This window comes from Roseateles sp. (genome assembly GCF_039595295.1).
Taxonomy (GTDB): Bacteria; Pseudomonadota; Gammaproteobacteria; order Burkholderiales; family Burkholderiaceae_C; genus Roseateles.
In genome coordinates this window covers 153,835-172,546 of the sequence record NZ_JBCNLU010000001.1, presented here as the reverse complement: position 1 = coordinate 172,546, position 18,712 = coordinate 153,835, and the positions used below count along the sequence as shown (strand labels likewise).

The 18,712-nt window shown below is 70.1% G+C and carries 19 protein-coding genes and 1 riboswitch; all 19 genes read left to right on the top strand.

Annotation, left to right across the window (positions count from 1 at the left end):
• Nucleotides 1-92: 92 nt before the first annotated feature.
• Entirely contained in the window at nucleotides 93-710 is a 618-nt protein-coding gene (locus ABDW59_RS00825) for a 50S ribosomal protein L25/general stress protein Ctc (protein WP_343627424.1), read from the top strand.
• Between the two features lie 109 nt (nucleotides 711-819).
• Nucleotides 820-1,569, top strand: coding sequence for an aminoacyl-tRNA hydrolase (gene pth, locus ABDW59_RS00820; protein ID WP_343627422.1), 750 nt, complete (start codon nucleotides 820-822; stop codon nucleotides 1,567-1,569).
• A gap of 1 nt (nucleotide 1,570) precedes the next feature.
• Nucleotides 1,571-2,119 carry a hypothetical protein gene (locus tag ABDW59_RS00815; protein ID WP_343627420.1) on the top strand — a complete coding sequence of 183 codons (549 nt, stop codon included), beginning with the start codon at nucleotides 1,571-1,573 and terminating at the stop codon, nucleotides 2,117-2,119.
• A riboswitch (cobalamin riboswitch) is annotated at nucleotides 2,115-2,420 on the top strand. Its footprint overlaps the gene before it by 5 nt.
• A 131-nt stretch (nucleotides 2,421-2,551) precedes the next feature.
• Nucleotides 2,552-4,456: a TonB-dependent receptor gene (locus tag ABDW59_RS00810; RefSeq protein WP_343627419.1), complete on the top strand. Its 1,905-nt coding sequence runs from the start codon at nucleotides 2,552-2,554 to the stop codon at nucleotides 4,454-4,456.
• Between the two features lie 105 nt (nucleotides 4,457-4,561).
• Nucleotides 4,562-5,128 carry a bifunctional adenosylcobinamide kinase/adenosylcobinamide-phosphate guanylyltransferase gene (gene cobU, locus ABDW59_RS00805; RefSeq protein ID WP_343627418.1) on the top strand — a complete coding sequence of 189 codons (567 nt, stop codon included), beginning with the start codon at nucleotides 4,562-4,564 and terminating at the stop codon, nucleotides 5,126-5,128.
• An 8-nt stretch (nucleotides 5,129-5,136) separates the two neighbouring features.
• Entirely contained in the window at nucleotides 5,137-6,045 is a 909-nt protein-coding gene (locus ABDW59_RS00800) for an ABC transporter substrate-binding protein (protein WP_343627416.1), read from the top strand.
• 62 nt (nucleotides 6,046-6,107) lie between these two features.
• On the top strand, nucleotides 6,108-7,103 hold the full coding sequence (locus ABDW59_RS00795) for an iron ABC transporter permease (RefSeq protein ID WP_343627719.1): 996 nt from the start codon (nucleotides 6,108-6,110) through the stop codon (nucleotides 7,101-7,103).
• Entirely contained in the window at nucleotides 7,100-7,960 is an 861-nt protein-coding gene (locus ABDW59_RS00790) for an ABC transporter ATP-binding protein (RefSeq protein WP_343627414.1), read from the top strand. Before ABDW59_RS00795 ends, ABDW59_RS00790 begins: the two co-directional genes overlap by 4 nt.
• 37 nt (nucleotides 7,961-7,997) lie before the next feature.
• Nucleotides 7,998-9,509, top strand: a complete 1,512-nt coding sequence (locus tag ABDW59_RS00785; RefSeq protein WP_343627718.1) for a cobyrinate a,c-diamide synthase — start codon at nucleotides 7,998-8,000, stop codon at nucleotides 9,507-9,509.
• A gap of 12 nt (nucleotides 9,510-9,521) precedes the next feature.
• Nucleotides 9,522-10,091, top strand: coding sequence for a cob(I)yrinic acid a,c-diamide adenosyltransferase (gene cobO, locus ABDW59_RS00780; protein WP_343627412.1), 570 nt, complete (start codon nucleotides 9,522-9,524; stop codon nucleotides 10,089-10,091).
• Nucleotides 10,092-10,205: 114 nt separating this feature from the next.
• Nucleotides 10,206-11,165, top strand: coding sequence for an adenosylcobinamide-phosphate synthase CbiB (gene cbiB, locus ABDW59_RS00775; protein ID WP_343627410.1), 960 nt, complete (start codon nucleotides 10,206-10,208; stop codon nucleotides 11,163-11,165).
• Nucleotides 11,162-12,442: an aminotransferase class I/II-fold pyridoxal phosphate-dependent enzyme gene (locus tag ABDW59_RS00770; protein ID WP_343627409.1), complete on the top strand. Its 1,281-nt coding sequence runs from the start codon at nucleotides 11,162-11,164 to the stop codon at nucleotides 12,440-12,442. The genes cbiB and ABDW59_RS00770 overlap by 4 nt, the downstream gene beginning before the upstream one ends.
• Nucleotides 12,439-13,983, top strand: a complete 1,545-nt coding sequence (locus tag ABDW59_RS00765) for a cobyric acid synthase (RefSeq protein ID WP_343627407.1) — start codon at nucleotides 12,439-12,441, stop codon at nucleotides 13,981-13,983. The genes ABDW59_RS00770 and ABDW59_RS00765 overlap by 4 nt, the downstream gene beginning before the upstream one ends.
• The gene (cobT, locus tag ABDW59_RS00760; protein WP_343627405.1) at nucleotides 13,980-15,023 is read left to right on the top strand and encodes a nicotinate-nucleotide--dimethylbenzimidazole phosphoribosyltransferase; all 1,044 of its coding nucleotides are present in this window, start codon (nucleotides 13,980-13,982) and stop codon (nucleotides 15,021-15,023) included. The genes ABDW59_RS00765 and cobT overlap by 4 nt, the downstream gene beginning before the upstream one ends.
• A gap of 77 nt (nucleotides 15,024-15,100) precedes the next feature.
• Nucleotides 15,101-15,487 (top strand): DUF4440 domain-containing protein, encoded by a 387-nt coding sequence (locus tag ABDW59_RS00755; protein WP_343627403.1) that lies wholly within the window; start codon nucleotides 15,101-15,103, stop codon nucleotides 15,485-15,487.
• Nucleotides 15,488-15,661: 174 nt separating this feature from the next.
• Nucleotides 15,662-16,234, top strand: coding sequence for a hypothetical protein (locus ABDW59_RS00750; RefSeq protein WP_343627401.1), 573 nt, complete (start codon nucleotides 15,662-15,664; stop codon nucleotides 16,232-16,234).
• Nucleotides 16,235-16,283: 49 nt separating this feature from the next.
• Nucleotides 16,284-16,685 carry a hypothetical protein gene (locus ABDW59_RS00745; RefSeq protein WP_343627400.1) on the top strand — a complete coding sequence of 134 codons (402 nt, stop codon included), beginning with the start codon at nucleotides 16,284-16,286 and terminating at the stop codon, nucleotides 16,683-16,685.
• 190 nt (nucleotides 16,686-16,875) lie between these two features.
• Nucleotides 16,876-18,183, top strand: a complete 1,308-nt coding sequence (locus ABDW59_RS00740; protein ID WP_343627398.1) for a hemolysin family protein — start codon at nucleotides 16,876-16,878, stop codon at nucleotides 18,181-18,183.
• Complete coding sequence (locus ABDW59_RS00735; protein WP_343627396.1) at nucleotides 18,167-18,712, top strand: hypothetical protein; 546 nt, start codon at nucleotides 18,167-18,169, stop codon at nucleotides 18,710-18,712. Before ABDW59_RS00740 ends, ABDW59_RS00735 begins: the two co-directional genes overlap by 17 nt.

The following is an 18,712-nucleotide window of genomic DNA, read 5'->3' as shown; positions in this document are numbered from 1 at the left end:
CGCGAGGACAGCGGCCTTTTCGTGAAGGCGCCTGGTCGCGGGGCCTTCATCCGGTACGCCACGGTGGCGTATCGGCAACTTTGGAGTCTGATATGAAATTCGTCGCTTTTGAGCGCAAGCTGCAGGGGACCGGAGCGAGCCGCCGCCTGCGTTTCGCTGGCAAGGTTCCCGGTATCGTTTACGGCGCGGGTGAGCCGGCCGCCATCGAGCTGGACCACAACGCCCTGTACCACGCCATGAAGAAGGAAGCTTTCCACAGCTCCATCCTCGACATGGAAATGGACGGCAAGGTCACGCAAGTCCTGCTGCGCGACTTCCAGATGCACCCCTACAAGCAGCAAGTGCTGCACGTGGACTTCCAGCGCGTGGACGCCACCACCCGCATCAAGAAGAAGGTGCCCCTGCACTTCGTGGGCGAAGCCGAATCGCCGGCCGTCAAGACCGACAAGGGCACGATCAACCACGTGCTGACCCAGCTGGAAATCACCTGCCTGGCCCAGCAGCTGCCCGAGTTCATCGAGGTCGACCTGAGCGGCGTGACCCTGGGTCACTCGGTCCACGTCAATGACCTGAAGCTGGCCGACCACATCAAGGTCGTCACGCACGGCAAGCCCAACCCGGTCGTCGCGACCCCGGTCGCCGCGGTCGTGGAAGAGATCATCGTGGCTGCCGCTCCGGCCGCCGACGACAAGAAAAAGAAGAAGAAGTAATTCTTCTTGTGAGGGACGCGCGCCTGACGAGGTCAGCGTCCATCGCCCCAAAGAAGGCCCCGCTTGCGGGGCCTTCTGCTTTTCGGGGCTGCACAGATAATCGCGCCCCATGATTCGTCTCTTTGTCGGCCTGGGCAATCCCGGCCCTGAATATGAGGACACGCGGCACAACGCCGGGTTCTGGTGGATCGACGCGCTGGCGCGCGGCCTGAAGGTCACGCCGCAGCTCGACGTGAAGTACCACGGCCTGGTCGCGCGCGTGAACGACGCGCCCGGCGCGTCCGGTCCCATCTGGCTGCTGCAGCCGATGACCTACATGAATCTCTCCGGCAAGTCGGTGGCGGCGCTGGCGCGCTTCTTCAAGATCGCGCCCGAGGAGATCCTCGCCATCCACGACGAACTGGAGATCCCGCCCGGCGAGCTCAAGCTCAAGCAAGGCGGCGGCAACGCGGGCCACAACGGGCTCAAGGACATGCAGGCCCAGCTGGGCACCGGCGACTTCTGGCGCCTGCGCCTGGGCATCGGCCATCCGGGCCACCGCGACGAGGTGGCGGGCTACGTGCTGCGCAAGCCGCCGCTGGCCGAGCGTCAGGCGGTCGAGGACTGCATCGGCAAGTCGCTCGAGGCCTTCAAGCACTTCGCCGCGGGCGACATGGCCAAAGCTGTCGCGCAGATCCGGTCCAAGCCGCCGCGTCCCAAGCCGCCACGTCCCGAGGGCCTGCCGCCCGCCGGTGAGCGCCCGCCACGCGACAAGCGGGCCAAGCCCGCCGCCGAGGCCGCCCCCGCGGACAACGCGAACGGCTCGACGACATCCCCCGCTTCTTCGCCCACTTCCCCCCCGACTCCCTCCGGAGAGTGACATGCCCCTGCGCGCCGCCCCGATCCTGACGACTGCTGTTCTGGTCCTCTTGCTCGGCGCGGCGAACGCGCAGGCGGCGGATCCCGTCCTCTACCGCTGCGGCCCGCAGGGTCAGGACTTGCGCGACACGCCCTGTCCCGACGATCCCCGACGAGCGGCGAGCGCCCTTCCCCGCGACACCGTCACTGCCGCCGAGGCCGCCGCCGCTCGCAAGCGCGCCGCCGACGAGGCGCGCGCGACCGACGCGCTGCGCAAGGAGCGCGAGCGTCAGGAGGCGGCGCGACCGCGTTCGGCCGCGGCGGGCATCGACGGCCGCGTCGGCCAGACCCAGAAAGATGCCGGCGCGCAGCCGGCCAAGCCCTCCGATCCGAAGAAGCGCAAGCCCAAGGATCCGAAGCCGTCCAAGCCCAAGCCCGCCAAGCCGCCCAAGGAACCCAAGGTCCCCAAGACGCCGAAGTTGCCCAAGCCGCAGCCGCCCGTGCCCAGCACCGGGACGATAGGAGCCGCCGGCATCGGCAATGCGGGCGATGCCATCGACGCCCGCCGTTAGAATGCGCGCCGTTGGTGCTCGCGCAGGCATTGCGTCCTGCGCAGTTAAACGGGAATCAGGGAGTCGCCGCATCCACGATGCGCAGCCAACCTGAGCTGTCCCCGCAACGGTAAGTGGCCGCCCGGCCGCGCGCTCCAGATCCTCGACCTCCTGCGATGACGCCTCACGGCGGCGTCGGCGTTCCCGGATCCGCGCCGCGTCCCGGCACTGTCTGTCCCCATGTCCACTGGCGCTACGCGCTGGGAAGGACGCAGACGGCGCGCCATCAGCCCGGAGACCGGCCAACAGGTGGCGCCCATGGCGCGATCCAGGACCTCCCCCGCGACGTCGCCCTCACCGGCCCGCGCGGACGCCACTGGACGCAGCCCGGTCGCCGTGTCACGGACGACCCGCGGGAAACGGGTCATCCGGATCGTCGTTGGTTCTCTCTTCATGACTCCGTCCGCCTCGCGCGCCGGCCTTCGCGCCCGCACGCTGCTCGCCCTCACCCCGATGGCGCTGGCCTCGCTCGCCTGCACCTCGGCCCTGGCCCAGTCCGCCAGCTCCTCCAACAACAACAGCCGTCTGGACGACGTCACCGTCACCGCCACGCGCAGCCCGATGCGGCTGGGCGACGCGATCGGTGACCTCACCGTCATCAATCGCGAGGCCATCGAGCGCCAGGGCTTCGGCGCCATCGCCGATCTGCTGCGCAACGTCGCCGGTCTGCAGATGACCCGCAACGGCGGCCCCGGCGCCTCGACCTCGGTCTACGTCCGCGGCGCCGAGACGCGCCACACCGTGGTCCTGATCGACGGCGTGCGCATCGACGGCCAGTCCACCGGCGGCGCCAGCTGGCAGAACCTGCCGGTCTCCCAGATCGAGCGCATCGAAGTGCTCAAGGGCCCGGCCAGCGCGCTGTACGGCTCCGACGCCATCGGCGGCGTGGTGCAGATCTTCACCCGCAAGGGCGCCGGCCGTCCGCAGCTGGATCTGGGCCTGGGCACCGGCAGCTACGGCCAGGTGAAAGCCGACGCCGCGATCAGCGGCGGCGACGCCCGCTTCGACTATGCGGCCTCGCTGGCCGTGGACCGCGGCACCGGCTTCAACGCCTTCACCAACACCAAGAGCAGCTCCTACAACGACGACAAGGACGGCTGGCGCAATTACGCCGGCAGCCTGCGTCTGGGCGCGCAGCTCGTCGACGGTCAACGCCTGGAGTTCCTGGGCCTGAAGAGCCGCGGCAACAGCGGCTATGACGCCGGCAAGAACGCCGACGACCGCGGCATCACCGACACGCAAGCGCTGCGCCTGGGCCTGAAGTCGACCTGGAGCGAGGCGCTGTCCTCGCAGCTGTCGGTGAGCCAATCGGAAGAGAACTACGAAACCAAGCCGAGCTCGCCCTACCTGACCAAGACTCGCATCCGCGCGGCCGCGGCGCAGGGCTTCTACAAGATCGACGCCAACCAGCAGGTCAATGCCGTGCTGGAGCGCCGTGAGGATCGCCTGGAAAACACCAGCCTGGTGAACGGCGGCGCGGACAAGCGCAGCCAGAACGCGCTGGGCCTGAGCTATCTCGGCACGGTCGGCGGCTTCAGCCTGCAGGCGCACGGCCGGCATGACGACGACAGCGAGTTCGGCGGCATCAACACCGGCGCGCTGGCGCTGGGCTACAAGCTGGGCGGCGGCTGGCGGGTGACGGCCTCGGCCGGCAACGCCTTCCGCGCGCCGACGCTGTATCAGCGCGGCAGCGTGTACGGCCCGGATCTGAGCAAGGCCGGCGCCGAGGCTCTGCGCCCCGAGCGCGCCCACAACCAGGAAGCCGGTGTGGCCTGGGCCGACGGCGGCTACGACCTGGAAGTCACCGCCTTCCACAACCGCGTCACCGACCTGATCGCCTTCGGCGCGGCGGGCACCTGCCGCTCGACCCTGGGCTGCTACGGCAACGTGGCGCGCGCGCTGCTCAAGGGCACCAGCGTCAAGGGCGGCGCTCAGCTGGGTTCGATTCGCCTGAGCGGCACGGCCGACTTCCTGGACGCGACCGACAGCTCGACCGGCAAGCTGCTGGCGCGACGCGCCAAGCGCTTCGGCACGCTGCGCGCCGAGACGGCAGTGAAGGACTGGACGCTGGGGGCGACGGTGGTGGGTTCCAGCGCACGCTGGGACAACGCCGCCAACACCACGCGCCTGGCCGGCTACGGCCTGCTCAACCTGGATGCACAGGTCGCGCTGGCCAAGGATTGGCGCCTGCAGTTCAACGTGGACAACCTGTTCCACCGCGACTACCAGACGGCCAACTTCTACCAGCAGTCGGGCCTGACCTGGTTCGTCACCCTGCGTTACTTGCCGACGCTGTAAGGTCACGGCTTTCGTCCACGGCGCCATCGTTCCAAGACGCCCGCCACCCTCGCCCCGCCCGCGCAGATCGCTCTGATCCGTGCCGGGCGTTCATCCGGAGTCCTCATGCCCGCCCACCAGCTCATCGTCGGAGGCCAACGCAGCGGCAAGTCCCGCCATGCGGAGCGGCTGGCGTTGCGCTGGGGGGCGCGGCCGGGACATCGGGTGTCGGTGATCGCGACGGCCGAGGCGCATGACGACGAGATGCGCGCGCGCATCGCGCGCCATCGCGCCGATCGTCCGGCGGGCTTCGACACGATCGAAGCGCCGCTGGCGCTGTGCGAGGCGTTGCGCGAGCACGCCTCGCCGCAGCGCTTGCTGGTGGTGGACTGCCTGACCCTGTGGCTGACCAACTGGCTGATGCCCATGCACGGGGAGCCGCGTCTGGACGACTGGCGCGCCGAATGCGCGACGCTGCAGCGCGTGCTGCCCACGCTGGCCTCGCCGGTGGTCTTCGTCTCCAACGAGGTCGGCTGGGGCGTGATGCCCATGGGGCGCGAGGTGCGCGCCTATGTGGACGAGCTCGGCCGACTCAACCAGCTCGTCGCGCGGCAGTGCGCGGCGCTCACTTTGATGGTCGCGGGCCAGCCGTGGACGCGGCCGGTGGAGCCGCTGGAGGAAAACGACGCATGAGAACAATGATGACGGGCGCCCTGGGTGCCATGCTGCTGTGCGCGAGCGCACTGGCCGCGCCGATCACGGTCAAGGACGACCGCGGCCACACGATCATGCTGCCGGACGTGCCCAAGCGCGTCGTCAGCCTGTTGCCCTCGCTGACCGAGACCGTCTGCGATCTGGGCGACTGCGCCAAGGTCGTGGGCGTGGACCGCTTCTCCAACTTCCCGGCGCGTGTGCAGTCGCTGCCCAAGCTCGGCGGGCTGGACGACACCAGCATCGAGACCCTGGTCGCGCTCAAGCCCGACGTGGTGCTGTTGGGCGTCTCCGCGCGCGTCATCGATCGGCTCGAAGGTCTGGGGCTGAAGGTCGTCGCGCTGGAGCCCAAGAGCATGACCGACGTGCAGCGCGTGCTGGGCAAGGTCGGCCAGGTGCTGGGCCGCGAGGACGATGCGCGCCGCCTGTGGAACCGCATCGACGGCCACATCGCGCAGAGCGCCGCGACGCTGCCGGCGGGCGCGCGCGGCCTGACGGTCTATTACGAGGTCGATGCCGGGCCGTACGGCGCGGGCACGGTCTCCTTCATGGGCGAGATCCTGACCCGCCTGGGCGCGAAGAACATCATTCCCGCCGAGCTGGGGCCCTTCCCCAAGCTCAATCCCGAATTCATCGTCCGCGCCGACCCGCAAGTGATCATGGTCGGTCAGCGCAACGCGCCGGGCCTGACGCAGCGCCCGGGCTGGCAATCCATCCGCGCCGTCAAGAACCAGCGCATCTGCGTCTGGGTGCCGTCCGAGTCCGACGTCCTGGTGCGGCCCGGCCCGCGCATGTCCGAGGCGGCCGCGCTGATGGCGCGCTGCCTGCGCGAGGCGGCGGCCGGTCCGGTCGCGCTGCCGACCGTACCCTTCTCCGCGCCGCCCGGCGGCATGCGCTGATGAGCGCCTCGATGGAATCCTCCACCCCGCAGGATCGCGGTCGCTCGATGCCGGTGCGCGCGATGCGTCCGCGCACGGCGGCGCAACTGATCGCGCTGCTGGTGCTGGGCGCGGCCCTGGTCGCGATGGGCCTGGCCATCGGCAGCATGGGCTGGAGTCCCTGGACGCAAGCCGACGACACGATGCGCATGATCCTGTGGGACATCCGCGCGCCGCGCTCGGTCGGCGCGTGGCTGGCGGGCGCGTTGCTGGCGCTGGCCGGCGCGGTCGCGCAGGGACTGTTCCGCAATCCGCTGGCCGATCCGTATCTGCTGGGATGCTCGGCCGGCGCGTCGCTGGGTGTGGCGGCGCTGCTCTTCGTCATGGGCGTGTCGCCCGCCGCGGCGGCGCTGGCGCTGCGCGTCGGCATGACCGGCGCGGCCTTCGTCGGCGCGGTCGGCGCGGTGCTGCTGACGCTGCTGCTGGCGCGCGGCGTCGCGCAGAGCTTGCGGTTGCTGCTGGCCGGGGTGGTCGTGGGCGTCGTGCTGGGATCGGGCTCCGCGCTGCTGACGCTGATGAATCCCGACATCCTGCGCGCGATGCAGGCCTTCATGCTGGGCAGCACCGGCTTCATCGGCTGGAGCGCGGTGCAGGTCATGGCCGCCGCGCTGGGCCTGTGCCTGCTGGTCGCGCTGGGCTGCAGCCGTACGCTGGACGCGCTCACGCTGGGCGAGGACACGGCGCGCTCATTGGGTCAACGGCTGGTGCTGATCCGTCTGCTGCTCATCGCGGCGCTGTCGCTGGCCACGGGCGCCGCGGTCGCGCAGTGCGGGTTGATCGCCTTCGTCGGTCTGGTCGCGCCCCACCTGGTGCGCAGCTGGGGACCGACGACGCATGGCGCCTTGCTGCTGCTGTCGTCGCTGACGGGCGGCGCGCTGCTGCTGGCGGCGGACATCGTCGCGCGCTGGGTCATCGCGCCGCAGGAACTGCCGGTGGGCATCATCACCGCCCTGCTCGGCGGCAGCTACCTGCTGTGGCTGATGCATCGCCGCAAGTCGGCCCTCGGAGGCGCCCGATGAGCACGATGCTCGACGCTTCCGTGGCCAACTCCGTTCGCGACTCTGCCTCCCAACCCGGCGACGGGTCGGTGTCGTCAGCGCCGGCGCCCATCGGCCGTGCGCCGGCCTTGCGCATCGACCTGCGCGCGCTGTGGTTGGGCACGCGCCGCGTGCTGCACCCGCTGACGCTCGCCCCTCAGCCCGCCGCATGGACAGCCATCGTCGGCCCGAACGGTGCCGGCAAGTCCACGCTGCTGCGCGCGATGACGGGCTTGCTCCCCTTCGACGGCACGTTGACGCTGGACGGCCGCGTCTGGTCCGCCTGGCCGGCCAAGGAGCGCGCGCGCCGCGTCGCCTGGCTGGGCCAGAACGAGACCGCCGCCGAGGACCTCACCGCCTTCGACGTCGTCATGCTGGGCCGACTGCCGCATCAGGCCTGGCTCTCGCCCGCGAGCGCCGCCGATCACGCGGCGGTCGAGCACGCCATGCGCCAGACGCAGAGCTGGGAATGGCGCGATCGCTCGCTGGGCAGCCTGTCCGGCGGCGAGCGCCAACGCGTGCTGCTGGCGCGCGCGCTCTCGGTCCGATCCGGCGCGCTGCTGATGGACGAGCCGCTGGCCCACCTCGACCCGCCGCATCAAAGCGACTGGGCGCAGCTCGTGCGAGAGCGCGTCTCCCAAGGCGCCGCGGTCGTCAGCGTGCTGCACGAATTGAGTGTCGCGATGCAGGCCGATGTCCTGGTCGTGATGGATGCGGGCCGCATCGTCCACGAGGGCCCGTCGCACGATCCCGCCACCCACGACGCGCTGCAACGTGTCTTCGGCCAACGCCTGCTGATCTTGCAAGTGCAGGGTCGCTGGGTCGCGCTGAACGCGTGATGCCTCGACAACCAACCCCTTGAACAGCGCATCGAGCATCGCCTTGACCCCAGCCTTCCTCATCAGCGCGCCCGCCTCGGGCCAGGGCAAGACCAGCGTCACCGCGGGGATCGCGCGATCGGCGCGGCGCCGGGGGCTGCGCGTGCGGGTGTTCAAGACCGGGCCCGACTATCTCGACCCGATGGTGCTGGAGCGTGCCAGCGGGCACACGGTCTATCAGCTCGACCTGTTCATGGGCGGCCTCGACCACTGCCAGGGCCTGCTGGCCGATGCGGCGCGGCAGGCCGACCTGATCCTGGTCGAAGGCGTGATGGGGCTCTTCGACGGCAAGCCCAGCAGCGCCGATCTGGCCGCGGCCTTCGGGCTGCCGGTGATCGTGGTGCTGGATGCTTCGGCGATGGCGCAGACCTTCGCGGCCTTGGCCACCGGCATGGCGCGATTCCGCGATGACATCGAGGTCGTCGGCGTCGTCGCCAATCGAATCGGAAGCGATGCCCACGCGCGCATGGTCGGAGAAGGCCTGCCGAATGATCTTCCACTGATCGCGGCGCTGAAGCGCGACACCGCGCTCTCGCTCCCGGAGCGGCATCTCGGTCTCGTGCAAGCCCTCGAGCTTCCTCAGCTTGACGAGCAGCTGGATGCCTGGGCGGATGCTTGGGAATCGGGGAGTGAGCGCAGTGAATCGCAGACGGACGGCCGGTGCCCCCTTTTCGGAAGTCAAGGAAGGAATTGGCTTGCCGAGAGGCAAGACAAGGGGGGACTGAGCTCGGACACAAACAGTCCTGAGGACTGTTTGTGCCTAGCGAAGGCCAGGGGCTCCTGCCCCTGGCATGGAGAAAAGGGGGCACCGGTCGGCGGGCTGGCGCTTGGCGATGGCATGGAGGCTGACGCCGCAACACCTGGCACCACTCTAGAGCTGAAACTGGAGCTGAAGCTCAAGCGCCGTCGAATCGCCGTCGCGAAGGATGCGTGCTTCTCCTTCATCTACCCGGCGAACCTGGATCTCCTGCGCGCGCTGGGCGCCGAAGTCACGACCTTCAGCCCGCTCGCCGGCGACCCGCTCCCCGACTGCGATGCGTTGTGGCTCCCGGGCGGATACCCCGAGCTGCACGCCGAAGCGCTAGCCTCGCATCCGACCTTCTTCGCCTCCCTACGCGACCACCTCGCCGCCAACAAACCGATGCTCGCCGAATGCGGCGGCATGCTCGCGCTGCTGGACACGCTCGCCGATGCCGACGGACGCGAGCATCCGATGGCATCGCTCATCCCGGGCCGATCGGCCACGCAGAAGCGCTTGGCCGCGCTCGGCTTGCAGACCATCGCGTGGCCCGAGGGCGAGCTCCGCGGCCACACCTTCCATTACTCGACAATGGACACGCCGCTGGCCCCCATCGCGACCGCGACCAACCCGAATGCGGGCCGCGCGACCGAGGCGCTCTATGCCGCCGGCCCGCTGCGCGCCTCCTACATCCACCATTACTTCCCGTCGAATCCTCAGGCCATCGCGGCCTTCTTCGGCGGCGCGTCCCCTCTACCTCCCCAGCCCTGATCCGGAGTCCCCATGGAAATCGAGAAGCCTCCCGTCGACCGTGAACGCGTCATCCCCACCGCCGAGCGCCGCGGCCTGATCCTGATCAACACCGGGGACGGCAAGGGCAAGAGCACCGCCGCCTTCGGCCTGGCACTGCGCGCGCACGGTCGCGGCAAGAAGGTCCACATCTATCAGTTCATGAAGGTGCCCAGCGCCCGCTTCGGCGAGCACCGCCTGTTCGAGCAGATCGGCCTGCCCATCGAGGGATTGGGCGACGGCTTCTCCTGGAAGAGCAAGGATCTGGATCATTCGGCGCAGCTGGCGCGCGACGGCTGGGAACGGGCCAAGGCCACCATCCTGGCCGGCGAGCATTTCCTGGTCGTGCTGGACGAGATCACCTATCCCATCCGCTACGGCTGGCTGCCGCTGGAGCCGGTGCTGGAGACGCTGAAGCAGCGACCCGCGCATGTGCATGTGTGCCTGACCGGGCGCGGCGCGCCGCAGGAACTCGTCGACATCGCCGACACGGTGACGGAGATGAAACTGATCAAGCATCACTACACGCAGGGCGTGCCCGCTCAACGCGGCATCGAAGACTGACACGCGTGATCGGCACGCGCATGACCGCCCACTCGTCGTTGCAAATGCTCGCCGTTGCCCCGCTACGGCTACGGCCGCTCCCACATGTCAGTGGATTTCCTTTTGGCTGATCCGATGAGCGCCATGTCCTGGCTCCTCGCCGCGGCGATTCCCGTCGCGCTGGCCGTCGATCGCACGTTCGGCGAGCCGCCCGCGCGCGCGCATCCGGTCGTCGGCATGGGGCGCTGGCTGTCGCTCTTCGGCGAACGGCTCTGCGCGATGCCGCCCGCGTCGGCCTTCTTCGGCGGCGCGCTCGCGTGGTGCGCCGGTGCGGTGCTGGTCGGCGCGATCGCCGTGGCCATCGAGCATCTCGTCATCGTCGGCCTCTCGCCGTGGCTGGGCGGATGGCGGCTCGCCCTCGCGGCCGTGCTGCTGGGACTGGCGCTCAAGCCGCTGCTCGCGTGGCGCATGCTGCGCGACGAGGTCTTCGCGGTCGAGGACGCGCTTGGCCGATCGCTCGACGAAGGGCGTGAGCGCCTGTCTCGCCTGGTGAGCCGCGACACCCGACAGCTCTCCGCCACCGAGGTCCGCGAGACCGCCATCGAGACACTCGCCGAGAACCTCAACGACTCCGTCATCGCGCCGCTGTTCTGGTTTTCGATTGCCGGCCTGCCGGGCGCGGCGGTCTACCGCTTCGCCAACACCGCCGATGCGATGTGGGGCTACCGCGGCCGCTGGGAATGGGCCGGCAAGTGGGCCGCGCGCGCGGACGATCTGCTGTCGTGGGTCCCCGCGCGCTTGACCGGCCTGGCGATGATCGCGACCCGGCCGGCGCTGCTGCCCGCGTTGCGGCGCGAGGCGCGCCGCACGCCCTCGCCCAACGGCGGCTGGCCCATGGGCGCGATGGCGCTGCGGCTTGACCGCGTGCTGAGCAAGCCCGGCCACTATCAGCTCAACCCGACCGGCGCCGCCGTGACGCCGTCCGACATCCCCAAGGCGCGAGGCATCGCCGCCCGCACGCTGCTCGCGCTGGCGCTGCTCGCCACATGGAGCGCTGCGGTGATGCGCGGCGCCCTCGCTGGAGGCTTCGCATGAGCCGCTTCCCCGGCCCGACGCACGGCGGCACCGACGCCGGACCGCCGGTGCTGCACGACTTCTCGACCAACGCCCATCCGCTCGGACCGCCGCCGGCGGCGCTCGACGCGGTGCTGCGCGCCGATCGGCTGCGCTATCCCGATCCGAGCTACGCCGCCCTGCGCACGCGAGCGGCCGATTGGCATGGCGTCTCGCCGGAGCGCGTGCTGCCGGCGGGTGGGGGCTCGGAAGCAATCCGCCGCTTGACGCTGACGGCGCTGCTCAGCGGCATGACGAGGGTCTGCGTCCCGCAGCCCGGCTTTGGCGACTACGCCGCCGCCGCGCATGCGCTGGGCCTGCAGGTCATCGGCTATGGGGATGCCTTCGAGCTGGCCCGGTCGCTGACGCTGCCCTCGCTGGTCTGGGTCTGCGATCCCTGCAACCCCACCGGCGCCACGCTGGACGCGAGCGAGTGGGCCGCCGTCGCGGTGGCGCTCGGGCAGAGTGGGTCGCAGTTGGTCGTCGATCAGGCTTACGAGCCCTTGAGGCTGTCCGGCGCCAGCGCGTTGCCCATCGCGATCGCGGACGGCGCTTGGCGCCTGGTCTGCCCCAACAAGTCGATGGGGCTGACGGGGGTTCGGGCGGGTTATCTGATTGCTCCGTTCGATGGGCTGTGGATCGAGCGGGTGGATGAGCTCGCGCCCAGCTGGGTGGTGTCGTCGGAGGGTCAGGCTTTGCTGGAGGCCTGGACGGATCCCGTGGTCCGCGCGGAGCTGGAGTCCTCGCTGCCCGTGCTGAGGGAGTGGCGCGATCAGCAGTGGGCGCGCATGGCGGCGATGGGCTTCGATCAGATCAGCGGGGGCGTGGCCAACTTCTGGCTTGCGGCACTGCCGGCGCCTTGGCGAGAGACGCCGGAGCCGCTGCTTGAGGGGCTGCGTGCGATGGGGATCAAGCTCAGGGATGCGAGCTCGTTCGGGTTGCCGGGGTTGGTGCGTGTGTCGGTGCAGGCGCCGGATACGGTCGATGCGCTGGAGGCGGCGATGCGGACCTTCGCGTGGCGGAGGGCGATGCCGGGGGAGGAGCCCGAAGACCCTCTCCCCCGCCCTCTCCCGCTCGCGGGAGAGGGGGAAGCGACGCGATGGTCGTCGACGACCTCGATGCATACGCCGTTCGACTGGGGAGATCCGGCGTGCGACCAGAGAGATCCGGCGTTTGATCAGGGCGATCCGCCGTCCGACCGGGAAGATCCGTCAAGCGAGAGGGTAGGTCCGGCAAGCCGCAGTGGAGGCCTGTCATGACCGGGCGCGCGGTGATGGTGCTCGGCACGACGAGTGGGGCGGGCAAGAGCTTCCTGACCACGGCGCTGTGCCGCTGGTATGCGCGGCAGGGCTACAAGGTCGCGCCCTACAAGGCGCAGAACATGAGCAACAACGCGCGCGTGGTGCCAGGCGTTGCCGGTCGCGCCGGCGAGATCGGCTCGGCGCAGTACTTCCAGGCGCTGGCCGCCCGCGCGCGGCCCGATGTGCGCATGAATCCGGTGCTGCTCAAGCCGGAGAAGGACACGGCCTCGCAGGTCGTCGTGCTGGGCGAGGTCGACGACGCGCTCAGCCGCGCGCCCTGGCGCGCCCGCAGCGAGACCCTGTGGACGCACGCCCGCGGCGCGCTGCATGAGCTGCTCGCCGAGAACGACGTCGTCGTCATCGAGGGCGCGGGATCGCCGGCCGAGATCAATCTGCACAGCAGCGACTACGTGAACATGCGCACCGCGCGCGAGGCCGACGCCGCCTGCCTGCTGGTCACCGACATCGACCGCGGCGGCGCCTTCGCCCATCTGTTCGGCACGCATCAGCTGCTGCCCGAGGACGAGCGCGCGCTGATCCGCGGCTTCGTGCTGAACCGCTTCCGCGGCGACGCGGCGCTGCTGTCGCCAGGGCCCGAGATGCTCCAGCAGATGACCGGCGTGCCCACGCTCGCGACGCTGCCCATGTGGCGCGGCCACGGCCTGCCCGAAGAGGACGGCGTCTTCGACGACCGGCCGACCGGGGGCGCGGGCGGCTCAGGCGGCTCAGGGGGCGTTCCCGCGCTGCGCATCGCCGTGGTCGCCTATCCGCGCCTGTCCAACCTGGACGAATTCCAGCCCCTGCGCAACCTGCCTGACGTGCGCCTCGTGTGGGCGCGCGGGGCCGCCGATCTCGACGGCGCCGACTGGATCGTGCTGCCCGGCTCGAAGGCAGTGGCGGCGGACCTGGCCTGGCTGCGCGCGCAGCGGCTGGATGTCGTCATCGCGGCGCATGCCGCGGCAGGCCGGCCGGTGCTGGGCATCTGCGGCGGTCTGCAGATGCTGGGCGAGGCCCTGGTCGATCCGCACGGTCTGGACGGCAACGCGCCCGGCCTGGGCCTGCTGCCGCTGGTGACGCTCTTCGAGCGCGACAAGCTGCTGCGCGACTCCGAATGCCGCTTCGCGCCCGAGCTCGACGGCCCGTGGTCGGCCCTGGCCTCGCTGCCCGCGCGCGGCTACGAGATCCATCACGGCCGCACCGCGCAGCATCCGTCGCTGCCGACGGCGCTGCCGGTGCTCTTCGACGGCCTGGGCGAGCCGCTCGGCTGGCGGCACGGGCCTGTGCTGGGCCATTACCTGCACGGCCTGTTCGAGGACGAGCGCGTGCTGACGGCGCTCTTCGCACGTCCCGCGCGCCCGCTGGACCAGGTCTTCGACGAGTTGGCCGACTATATCGACCGACATTTCGCCCCCGGTGCGCTGCAATCCCTGCTGGAGCCTAGTCCCCTCCGTGCACGCGGCGCATCCTCCCCTCCTCCCCAAGTTTCGAGTCCACCATGACCACGCAAGACCTGATCCCCGAGATCCCCTCGCTGCACGACGACGCCCTGGCGGCGGCGCTGCGCCGTCGCATCGACCGCAAGACCAAGCCGGTGGGCTCGCTGGGCAGGCTGGAGACGCTGATGCTGCGTCTGGGCCTGATCCTGGGCAGCGAGACGCCCAAGCTGATCGACCCGCAGCTCCTGGTCTTCGCGGCGGATCACGGCATCGCGGCGCACGGCGTGTCGGCCTATCCGGCGGACGTGACTTGGCAGATGGTCGAGAACTTCCTGAGCGGCGGCGCGGCGGTGTCGGTGCTGGCGCGTCAGCACGGCCTGACGCTGAGCGTGGTCGATGCCGGCGTCAATCACAGCTTCGAGCCGCGTCCGGGCCTGCTGATCGCCAAGATCGCGATGGGCAGCCGCGACATGCTGGAAGGCCCGGCGATGAGCGTGGACGAATGCGCCACCGCGGTCGCCGCCGGCAAGACGCTGCTGCAGAAACGCCCCGGCAACGTGCTGCTGCTGGGCGAGATGGGCATCGCCAACACCTCGTCGGCCTCGCTGCTGCTGGCGCGGCTGGGCGGCTTCCAGCTGGCCGAGTGCGTGGGCCGCGGCACCGGCCTGGACGATGCGCAGCTGCAGCGCAAGCTGACGGTGCTGATGCGCGCGCTGGACCGCCACCCGCGCGCGAACGAGCCGCTGTCGGCGCTGGCCGCGCTAGGCGGGCTGGAGGTCGCGATGATGGTGGGCGCGGTCCTGCAAGCGGCGCTGGAGCGGCGCGTGATCGTGGTCGACGGCTTCATCACCGGCGCGGCCGTGATGGTCGCGGCCAAGCTGCAGCCGGCGGTGCTGGAGCGCTGCGTCTTCGGGCATCGTTCGGGCGAGCAGGGTCACCGGCTGATGCTGGACATGTTGGGGGCCGAGCCGCTGCTGGACCTGGGCCTGCGTCTGGGCGAAGGGTCCGGCGGCGCGCTGGCCTGGCCGCTGCTGGAGTCCGCCTGCCGCATCCTGTCGGAGATGGCCAGCTTCGATTCCTCGGGCGTCAGCGACAAGGTCTGATCGATGGGACGCGATCGGAGCGGCCGCTATGCTGAGCGGTTCCTGAACCTCGATGCGATCCACCGATCGATGTCCTCATGACCGCTCCCGATCTATCGTTGCTCGACACCTTGCGCGCGCTGGAGGTCGAGCTGCATCACCCCGGCGTGCGCTGCAGCGCCGATCGCCTGTCGCAACTGCTGCACCCCGACTTCCACGAGGTCGGGCGCTCGGGCCGGCAGTACGACCGGCCGACCATCATGGCCTGGCTGGTCGACGACCACGAGCCACCTCGCATCGTCCCCGACGATTTCCGCCTCGCGCCGATCGCGCCGGATGCGGCGCTGCTGACCTATCGCTCCGCGCATCGCCAGGACGACGGCTCGCTGGCACATCACACCTTGCGCTCCTCGCTGTGGCTCAAGACGGCCGCCGGCTGGCAGTTGCGTTATCACCAGGGCACGGCGGCCGCACAGCCGTGGTGAGCGCGGCCTCGCGCCGGGGCATGCTCTCGCCCCTGGTGCGATTGCGCGCCGCGACGGTGCGTGGCGGCTGGACGAAGGTCACTTCGTCGCGCCCCGCTTGAGCGATAGATTCCCGGCGCTTGCGCGCTCCCATCTCCTGCACGCATGACCGGCCCGATAGCTCCCGCTGCTCCCATGATCGACTTCCACGACTACGCCGCCGTCTTCGGCGACCAGCCCGTCCCCGCCGCGCTGCAAGATCTGCTGCGCTTCCAGAACGAGGTCGGCTACGGCAACTACTCGCAGGCGCTGACCTTGTCGGTGCAGGATCACGAGGTGCTGGCGATCGGCTGGTCGGACGAAGACGAGTTTCTGGACCGCTTGCTGCCCTTCGCGCAGGCCTCGGCCTCCGGCTCGTTCTACGTGCTGTGGAATCCGGATCCCTCGCTCGCGCTGCCGCCGGACCGTTGGCCGGTGGTGGTCTTCGGCGACGAGGGCGGCGAGTGGGTCATCGCGCGCGACGTGCGCGAGCTGCTGCGCGTGAGCACCTGCGATGTCGAACCCATGATCGACATGGACCGGGTCCACTACTACCGCAGCGAGCATCACTATCGGAAGAGCGCGGAGCTGGATCGCTACGTCGAATGGCTGCGGGAGCGCTTCCAGATCGCGCCGCTGGACGACCCGGAGGAGATCCTCAAGGCCGCGCAGCAGGAGTGGCAGACGCCGTTCGAGCGGTGGATGCAGCCGATTCTGGAGCGGGCGTGATGGTTGCCTGCGAGGCCATTTTCCGGCGGCCTCGATAGAATCTCGCCCCGTGACCCGCTGGCTCCGCATCCTCGTCCTGACGATCCTTCTCCCCGCCTACGGCATTGCCGCGGCCGGTGTGACGAGCTTCGTCTCGGGCCTGACGCAGGCCGAGCACCTGCTGGTCGACGGCCACCCCGTCACCCCGTCGCTCGCGAAGTCGGCCACGCCTGCTTCGACGACTCCGAGCGACGACGGCCGGCCCGGCGTCACGCTACCGGACGCCGACGCCGACGGCATCGCCTCCCTGCTCCACGAACTGGGCGACACCTCGGACGACATGCCCGATCACTGCAAGCCCGACGCCGAGCCCGTGCGGCTCACGCAGGCCCAGTTGATCCCGCTCGCCACGCCGGAGCCCCACGCGCCGGACATCTGGCCGCAACCGCCCCGTCGCCCGCCACGGGCCTGACGCTCTGACGCAGCCGCCGCACTCGCGGCCGGCCCGCGCCTGAATCGCGCCTCTCGCGCGCTCCCCTCCTCGCCCTACGCCCGTCGATCGCGATCCCTCGCGGTCGTCGTCGGCGCGTCGGCGTCTCTTGGTCCATCGCCACTGTCCGGTCACGACGTCGCTTGACGCGTCCCGGCACTTCTTTCCCATCATGGAAATCGCCATACTTTTCGCCCTCATCCTGCTCAACGGCGTGTTCGCCATGTCCGAGATCGGACTGGTGACCGCGCGCCGCGCGCGCCTTCAGAAACTCGTTGACGAAGGCGACAGCGCCGCTGCGGCGGCCGTCAAGCTGGGCGAGGACCCCACCCGCTTCCTCTCCACCATCCAGATCGGCATCACCTCCATCGGGGTGCTCAACGGCATCGTCGGTGAGGCCGCCCTGGCCGGCCCCCTCGCTGCCGAGCTCATCGCCCGAGGCATTCCGGCGGAGTACGCCAACGGTCTTGCCACCGGCCTGGTGGTGGTGCTGATCACCTACTTCTCCATCGTGCTCGGCGAGCTGGTGCCCAAGCGCCTGGGCCAGTCCAACCCCGAGGCCGTCGCCCGGCTGGTCGCGCGCCCGATCGCGATGCTGGCCGTCGCGACCAAGCCCTTCGTGCGCCTGTTGTCGGGCTCGACCAACGCGCTGCTGCGCCTGCTGGGCGTGAAGGCCTCGTCGGCCTTCAACGTGACCGAGGAGGAGATCCACGCCGTGCTCGCCGAAGGCACCAGCGCCGGCGTCATCGAGTCGCATGAGCATGCGATGGTGCGCAACGTCTTCCGCCTGGACGACCGCCAGATCAGCTCGCTGATGGTGCCGCGCGGCGACGTCGTCAGCCTGGACCTGAATGCGCCGATCGAGGAGAACCTCGCCCGCATAGAAGCCTCCGATCACGCGCTGTTCCCGGTCGTGCGCGGCTCCGGTCTCAACGACATTGTCGGCGTCGTCAACGCGCGCCAGCTGCTGTCCGAGCTGCTGCACAAGCGCCAGCCACGTCTGGACGAGCGCCTCGCCCCGCCGCTCTACGTGCCGGAGACGCTGACCGGCATGGAGCTGTTGGCCAACTTCCGATCCTCGGCGGTGCACATGGCGTTCGTGATCGACGAGTACGGCGAGGTGCAGGGCATGGTCACGCTGCACGACCTGGTCGAAGCCATCACCGGCGAGTTCCAGGCCCGCGATCCTGCTTCCGCCTGGGCGGTGCAGCGCGCGGACGGATCCTGGCTGCTGGACGGTCACATCCCCATCCCGGAGCTCAAGGACAGCCTGACGCTGGATGCCGTTCCGGAAGAAGAGCGCGGCCGCTATCACACGCTCAGCGGGATGATGATGCTGCTGACTGGCCGGCTGCCGCGGGAGGCCGACACGGTCGAGTGGGAGGGCTGGCGCTTCGAGATCGTGGACATGGATGGCAAGACCATCGACAAGGTGCTGGCGACGCGGGTCGAGGAGGTCGCCGATGCGCAAGCCGCTTGAAGAACGACCGCTGTCCGGTCGCCAGGATCGGCAGGCCCGTGCCGCCGGCACGGGCGTCGGCCTGGGACTGGCCGTCATCTTCGGGCTGGTCGTGACCCTAGCCCTGTCCGGCTGCACCGAGGGTTACCCGAGCGAGGACCGCGTGGTTCTCAGCCCCTTCGAGATGGACAACGGCCAGCGCATCGCGGAGCTGAATCATGTCGGCAGCGATGCCCGTGCGGTCGGAGGCAACGGCCGCAAGTGGCGCTACGCCCTGGGCGACGGCTGCCGGCTGGAGGTCGAGCAGCGTCGCAAGAGCGGCCCCGCGGTGAAATCCGCCATCACGCTGACGCGCACGATGGACGCGGAGGTCGCGTTCGACGAGACGGACAAGACCTATGACGTCGTGCTCATCGACCATCGCGAGGATCCGCCGGTCCGTATCGGGACGCTGCTCAAGAGTGAGGGCTGGACCCATGCGACGCAGGCGGGTCTGCTGCTGGATCTGGTGATCCGCGACTGCGCACGGCCCGAGGCACGCCAGCGCTGA